Here is a 6,601-nt window from a genome sequence, read left to right on the forward strand (position 1 = left end):
GGGCGGGCCCGTCACCACCGGTCGTGCACCTGCGGGCGGATCAGCTCGTCGTAGATCTCGCTGACGGCGGCCAGCTGGCTGTCGGTGAGCGGCGACAGGGCTGCCGCCTCGGCGTTGCGGCGGGCCTGCTCCGCGTCGCGGGCACCGGGGATGACGACTGTGACGCCCGGCTGGTCCAGCACCCAGCGCAGCGCGAACTGCGCCATCGTGCGGTCCGCGTCGACGAGCGGCGCGAGTCGGCGGACGGCGGCCAGGCCCCGCTCGTAGTCGACGCCGGAGAACGTCTCGCCGACGTCGAAGGCCGCGCCGTGCCGGTTGTAGTTGCGGTGGTCGTCGGCGGGGAACTCGGTGTGCTCGTCGTACCGGCCGGAGAGCAGGCCGCTGGCCAGCGGCACCCGGGCGATGATGCCCACCCCGGCCGCCGCGGCCGCCGGAAGGACCCGCTCGAGGGGCTTGTGCCGGACCGCGTTGAGGATGATCTGCACGCTCGCCACTCCCGGCCGGGCGATCGCGGTGAGGGCCTGGTCGCAGGTCTCGACGCTCACCCCGTACCCGGCGATGGCCTTCTCGGCGACGAGGGTGTCCAGGCCGTCGAAGACCTCGTCGGAGGAGAAGACGGGGGTGGGTGGGCAGTGCAACTGGACCAGGTCCAGGGTGTCCATGCCCAGGTTGGCCCGGGACCGGTCGGTCCACTGCCGGAAGTTGTCCAGGTTGTAGAACTCCGGCCGCTGCTCGACGCGGCGGCCCATCTTGGTGGCGACGGTCAGCCCGGCGTCGGGTCGGGTGCGGAGGAAGCGGCCGATCAGCTGCTCGCTGCGGCCGTCGCCGTACCCGTCTGCGGTGTCGAGGAAGGTGACCCCGTTGTCCACGGCGGCGGCGAGCACCGCCATCGCGTCGGCCTCGCTGACGGTGCCCCAGTCTGCGCCGAGTTGCCAGGCGCCCAGGCCGACCGCCCCGACGGTCCGGCCGAGCCGGTTGAAGCTGCGCTGTTCCATGCCCCGAGCCTAGTGACCGGGTTGCCGGCCGGCCAGGCGAGCCCGTATCTTAACAAGACGGACGTACGGTTTGGAGGATGTATGTGGGATCCGACGAGCTACCTGCGCTACGGCGACGAGCGATCGCGACCGTTCCACGACCTGGTCGCGCGGATCGCGGCGCACCGGCCCCGGACGGTGGTCGACCTCGGCTGCGGCCCTGGCCAGCTCACCGCCACCCTCGCCGAACGCTGGCCCACGAGCCGGGTGCGCGGGCTGGACTCCTCGCCCGAAATGATCGACCGGGCCACCGCCCTCGGCGCCCCTGTCGACTTCGCCGTCGCCGACCTGCGCGACTGGCGTCCCACCGGCGACGAGGATGTGGTGGTGAGCAACGCCGCGCTCCAGTGGGTGCCCGGCCACCAGGAGCTGCTGCGCCGGTGGGCCGCCGAGCTGCCCGCCGGCGGATGGCTCGCCATGCAGGTCCCCGGCAACTTCACCGCCGCCTCGCATCGCGCGTTGCGCCAGGTCGCCGACGGGCCGGCCTGGCGGGCCGAGATCGCCCCGCTGCTGCGCGCCGACCCGGTCGACGACCCGGCCGACTACGCGGCACTGCTCACCGCCGCCGGCTGCGCGGTCGACGCCTGGGAGACTACCTACGTGCACCTCCTGCCCGCCCGACCGGCCGCCGAGCACCCGGTGCTGACCTGGATGGAGGGCACCGCGCTGCGTCCGGTCCGGGCCGCGCTCGACGCCGCCGGCTGGTCGGCCTTCCGCGCCGAGCTGGGGGTACGCCTCGCCGCCGCCTACCCGGTCCGGCAGGGTCAGGTGTACTTCCCGTTCCGTCGGGTCTTCGTCGTCGCCCGCATCGGCGACAGTGCAGAGGAGAGTTCGTGACCGACCCGTCCACCTTCATCGCCGGCCTGCCCAAGGTGGAGCTGCACGTGCACCACGTGGGCTCCGCCTCGCCCCGGATCGTCGCCGAGTTGGCCGCCCGCCACGAGGGACGCACCCCCGTGCCGGCCGACCCGCAGGCGCTCGCCGCCTACTTCGAGTTCCGCGACTTCGCGCACTTCATCGAGGTCTACCTGAGCGTGGTGGATCTCATCCGCGACCCGGAGGACGTCTGGATCCTCACCCACGAGGTGGCCCGGGAGCTGGCCCGCCAGCAGGTCCGGTACGCGGAACTGACGATCACCCCGTACTCGCACGTACGTCGGGGCATCCCCGCGCCGGCGTTCTGCGAGGCCATCGAGGACGCCCGCAAGCGCGCGACCGCCGACTTCGGCATCGACCTGCGCTGGTGCTTCGACATCCCCGGCGAGGCGGGCCTGCCCGCGGCCGAGGAGACGCTGCGCATCGCCCTGCAGGAGCGCCCGGACGGGCTGGTCAGCTTCGGTCTGGGTGGCCCGGAGATCGGCGTACCCCGGCCGCAGTTCCGGCCCTACTTCGACAGGGCCCGCGCCGCCGGGCTGCGCTCGGTGCCGCACGCCGGGGAGACCACCGGGCCGCAGACCATCTGGGACGCGCTCAACGACCTGGGCGCCGAGCGGATCGGGCACGGCATCTCCGCCGCGCAGGACCCGGAGCTGCTGGCCCACCTGGCCGAGCGGCAGATCGGAATGGAGATCTGCGCGACGTCGAACATCCGGACCCGGGCGGTGGCCAACCTCGACGAGCACCCGCTGCCCCAGCTTGTCGACGCCGGGCTGCTGGTCACCATCAACTCCGACGATCCGCCGATGTTCGGCACCACCCTCAACGACGAGTACGCAGTGGCGGCCCGCCTGCTCGGGCTCGGTCCCGAAGGGCTGGCCGGGCTGGCCCGCAACGCGGTGACCGCGTCCTTCCTCGACCCCGACGGCAAGCAGCGGATCACGGCCGAGATCGACGCGTACCTCGCCACCGCCGGTTGAGCGGTCCGGCCCGCTCCGGCCGGCTGCGGTCGTCACCGGGGGCGGGGAGCGGGGCGCGCGGCGGGAGCGTGGGGTGTGGGGGGACCTGTGACTCCCGCCGCGCGCGCGGCTTCACCGGTCGTGGGTGCGCGTGGGCGCTCGGCCGGTGAAACTGGTGGGTTCGCCAGCTGATCCTGTCAGCTCACGGCCGATCCTGGCCGTTCGTTAACCGCGATCTAAGGAAGACTTGCGACGGCCCACAACCCGGTCAGTCGTCGGTGGGGCGTTGGCGCGGCCAGCGCCGACCGGCACCCTTGGTGTCCCGGGCGTCGCGGGCCATCCGTCCGACCAGGCCGAAGCGGCTCACCTGCCGCGGCGTGGCCTCCGGATCGGCGAGCAACATCACCACGCTGGCCCCGCCCAACCGGGCCCGGTCGATGCTCACCGACCCGTTGGCCTGCAACGCCACCCGCTTGGCGATGTCCAGGCCGAGCCCGGTCGAGCCCTGGTCGCTGGTGCCCCGGCGCAGCGCCCGGTCCGGGTTGGCGATGCCGGGGCCGGCGTCGTCGATCCGGATCGCCACGTACCCGTCGCGCCGGGACACGGCCACCTCGAACGCGGTGCCCTGCGGCGTGTACCGGAAGACGTTGCCGATCACCGCGTCCAGCGCGGCGGCCAGCTCGGCCCGGGGCACCGGCGCGGGGATGCGCAGTTGCGCGCCGTTCACCCGGTGTGGCCGGTTCTGGTCGCCAGCGAGGGCCGCCCAGAACACCATCCGGTCCCGGACCACCTCGCTGACGTCACACATCGCCGGGCCGGCCTCGTGCGCCACCGACTTACGGGTCGTCTTGATCAGCACATCGATCTCACCCTCCAGGGTGACGATCGCCTGCCGGATCCGCCGGATGCCGCGCAGCCGGTCCAGCTCCGCCGGGCTGAACGAACCCACGCTTGTGTCGTCGGACTCCAACGCCTCCGCGTCCAACCGCAACACTGTCAACGGGGTACGCAGCCGATGCGACAGGTCGGCCACCAACTCCCGCTCATCGGTACGGGCCGCGTCCAGCCGGTCGGCCATCCGGTTGAAGGCGTACCCGGCCTCGGCCAGCTCACGCGGACCGGTCGGCTCGACACGTACGCCCAGGTCGCCGTCGCCGATGGACAGCGCGGCCTCGACCAGGCCCCGGGTCGAGTCCACCGCGCGGGCGGCCACCCGGTCCACCACCAGCACCGCCGCGCCGGCCATCGCCGCCCCGACCGCGAACAGCAGCAGCCACGTGCCACCGGCGCCCTCGCCGAGCGTCGAGTCCGGCAGGAACACCTCGACCACTGCCGTCCGGTCACCGAGCACGACCGGGTCGAGTCGGACCACGCCGCCGTCCACGTCGACGACCCGGGAGCGCCGGTCGGCACGAGCCCGGTCCAGGTCGCCGCCGGTGGCCCTACCCGCTGACTCGTCCAGGCCCAGGCCGTGCACCACGGGCCGGGCCGGCGCGCCCTCGGCGCTCGCCGCCACGGCCCGCTCGACAACTGCCGGAGCGGTGCTCACCGCCAGCGCGCCAGTGACCAACGCGCTGCGTCGGGCCGCGTCGGCGATCGCCTCGTCCCGGCTCTGCTCGCGCAGGCTGAGGCCCAGAGGGATCAGGAACGCGAGCGCGACGAGGCTGCTCATGCCGGCAGTGAGCAGGGCCAGCGCCGTCCTCAGTCCGGTGCCACCAGCCGGAATCCGACCCCCCGCACGGTGCGCAGGTAACGCGGCTTCGCCGCGGACTCGCCCATCTTTCTGCGGAGCCAGTACAGGTGAACGTCGATGGTCTGATCCTCGCCGACCGATGGCTGCCGCCATACCTCCTCCAAGAGTTCCCGGCGGGACACTACCCGCCCGGGTCGTGCGGCGAGATACGCCAGCAGGTCGAATTCCTTGCGGGTCAGCGCCAGTGGCTCCCCGTCCAGCTGGGCGCTGCGCTCGCCCACGTCCACCCGCAGCCCGCCGACGCAGTGCACCGCCGGCTGAACCGTCCGACTGGCCCGACCCGCCCGGCGCAGCACCGTGGTGATCCGGGCGTCCAGGTGCGCACCGGTGAACGGCTTGACCATGTAGTCGTCGGCGCCGGCGCGCAGGAGCTTGACCACCGACTGCTCGTCGTCCCGGGCGGTCGCGATGATGATCGGGATATCGGTGATGCCGCGCAGCATCCGCAGCGCGTCCGAGCCGTCCAGGTCGGGCAGGCCGAGGTCGAGCACCACCAGGTCGGGTGTCTCCGCGGCGACCCGACGCAGGGCGTCCAACGCCGTACCCACGGCGTGCACGGCATGCCCCCGGTCGGTGAGGGACCGCAGCATCGCGCCGCGTACGACGTGATCGTCTTCGACCAGGAGCACGGAGGCCACGACAAGACCGTACTGGTGCTGGCAAGTTGATCGCATTGCGACGTGCCTGGCGAGCGGGCAAGCTGGTACGACGATGTCGTTCACCCTGTTCGTCGATGCCCGTCTGGCGCTCGCCCGGGACAGCCTCGCCGGTCTCTCGACCGGCGACGCGCTCGGCGCACAGTACTTCCTGCCAGGGTCCGCGGCCCCGGACCTCCTGGCGGGTCCGCTGCCGCCGGCCCCCTGGGAGTGGACCGACGACACCGAGATGGCCTGCTCGGTCTTCGCCGAGCTGGCCCACTCCGGTGCCGTCAACCCCGACCGGCTGGCCCTGGCCTTCGCCGAACGGGGCACGCCGCGCCGCGGCTACGGTTCCGGCGCGATGGCGATCCTGCGGCTGATCCGTGCCGGCACCCCGTGGCCGCTGGCCGCCGCCTCCGCCTTCGACGGCCAGGGCTCCTGCGGCAACGGCGCGGCGATGCGGGTCGGCCCGCTCGGCGCGTACTTCGCCGACTCGACCGCCCGGGCCGCGGCGCAGGCCCGCGCCTCGGCCGAGGTGACCCACGCGCACCCGGAGGGCATCGCCGGCGCCGTCGCGGTGGCCGTGGCCGCCGCGCTTGCCGCCCGGGGCCGCCTCGACGGGCACCGGCCGGCCCCGGAGCGCCTACTCGCCGGGATCGCCGCCGCGTTGGACCCGGGCACCGAGGTGCAGCGGAGCGTGAGCCGGGCCGCCGGGCTGCTCGGCCGACCGATGGACCTGGTGGTGGCGGAGCTCGGCAACGGTTCCCGGGTGACCGCGCAGGACACCGTCGGGTTCACCCTCTGGGTCGCCGCCACCCACCTCGACGACTATCCGGCGGCGATCCGGAGATGCGTCGAGGCCGGCGGCGACACGGACACCACGGCCGCCATCGTCGGCGCGATAGTGGCCGCGTACACGGGTGTCGGCACCCCCGGTGGCGTGCCCGAGGCGTGGCTGTCCGCCCGCGAGCCGCTACCCGCCTGGTTGCCCTGACCGCCGCCGAGGCCCGGTCTGCCCGGCTCGTACGGGTCTGGGCGGGTTCTACCGGCGGTGATCACCTCGCTTTTCTGAAAGTCGGGCCTTCCACCCGGCGGGGAAGCCCCGGTTTCGAGAAACCCGAGTTGGTCACCGAGTGGCGGCCACCGGTTCGGCCGGGGTAGCGGCCTCGGTCGGCTTCGCGGCCTCGGTCGACTCGGCCGAGTCGTCGGCGCGGCCGGTCACCTCGGCGAGGGTCGCGGGCTTGTCGGCGCGGCCGGTCACCTCGGCGAGGGTCGCGGGCTTGTCGGCGCGGCCGGTCACCTCGGCGAGGGTCGCGGGCTTGTCGGCGCGGCCGGTCACCG

Annotated in this window: 7 protein-coding genes; 3 read left to right on the plus strand and 4 right to left on the minus strand. The window is 73.7% G+C overall.

Going from position 1 to position 6,601, the window contains the following annotated elements; all coding sequences use genetic code 11:
• Window positions 1-11 precede the first annotated feature (11 nt).
• Entirely contained in the window at window positions 12-995 is a 984-nt protein-coding gene (locus tag AB0B86_RS25865) for an aldo/keto reductase (RefSeq protein ID WP_357411799.1), read from the minus strand.
• 81 nt (window positions 996-1,076) lie between these two features.
• On the opposite strand from AB0B86_RS25865, the gene AB0B86_RS25870 reads away from it, so the two are divergent.
• A complete protein-coding gene (locus AB0B86_RS25870) occupies window positions 1,077-1,871 on the plus strand; it encodes a trans-aconitate 2-methyltransferase (protein ID WP_357419964.1) in 795 nt (264 codons plus the stop codon).
• Window positions 1,868-2,890 carry an adenosine deaminase gene (locus AB0B86_RS25875; RefSeq protein ID WP_357419965.1) on the plus strand — a complete coding sequence of 341 codons (1,023 nt, stop codon included), beginning with the start codon at window positions 1,868-1,870 and terminating at the stop codon, window positions 2,888-2,890. Before AB0B86_RS25870 ends, AB0B86_RS25875 begins: the two co-directional genes overlap by 4 nt.
• Before the next feature lie 247 nt (window positions 2,891-3,137).
• On the opposite strand, the gene AB0B86_RS25880 is transcribed toward AB0B86_RS25875, so the two are convergent.
• Together AB0B86_RS25880 and AB0B86_RS25885 are read right to left on the minus strand one after the other, a co-directional pair.
• Window positions 3,138-4,541, minus strand: a complete 1,404-nt coding sequence (locus AB0B86_RS25880) for a HAMP domain-containing sensor histidine kinase (RefSeq protein WP_357411802.1) — start codon at window positions 4,539-4,541, stop codon at window positions 3,138-3,140.
• 29 nt (window positions 4,542-4,570) lie between these two features.
• Window positions 4,571-5,260, minus strand: a complete 690-nt coding sequence (locus tag AB0B86_RS25885; protein WP_357411803.1) for a response regulator transcription factor — start codon at window positions 5,258-5,260, stop codon at window positions 4,571-4,573.
• Window positions 5,261-5,333: 73 nt separating this feature from the next.
• Between AB0B86_RS25885 and AB0B86_RS25890 the strand changes: the two genes are divergently transcribed.
• Entirely contained in the window at window positions 5,334-6,254 is a 921-nt protein-coding gene (locus AB0B86_RS25890) for an ADP-ribosylglycohydrolase family protein (RefSeq protein ID WP_357419967.1), read from the plus strand.
• A 132-nt stretch (window positions 6,255-6,386) separates the two neighbouring features.
• Here the strand turns inward: AB0B86_RS25890 and AB0B86_RS25895 are convergent.
• On the minus strand, window positions 6,387-6,601 hold a 215-nt coding region (locus AB0B86_RS25895), incomplete at its 5' end, for a hypothetical protein (protein WP_357419969.1).

It is taken from the genome of Micromonospora sp. NPDC049047, from assembly GCF_040649135.1.
Taxonomy (GTDB): domain Bacteria; phylum Actinomycetota; class Actinomycetes; order Mycobacteriales; family Micromonosporaceae; genus Micromonospora.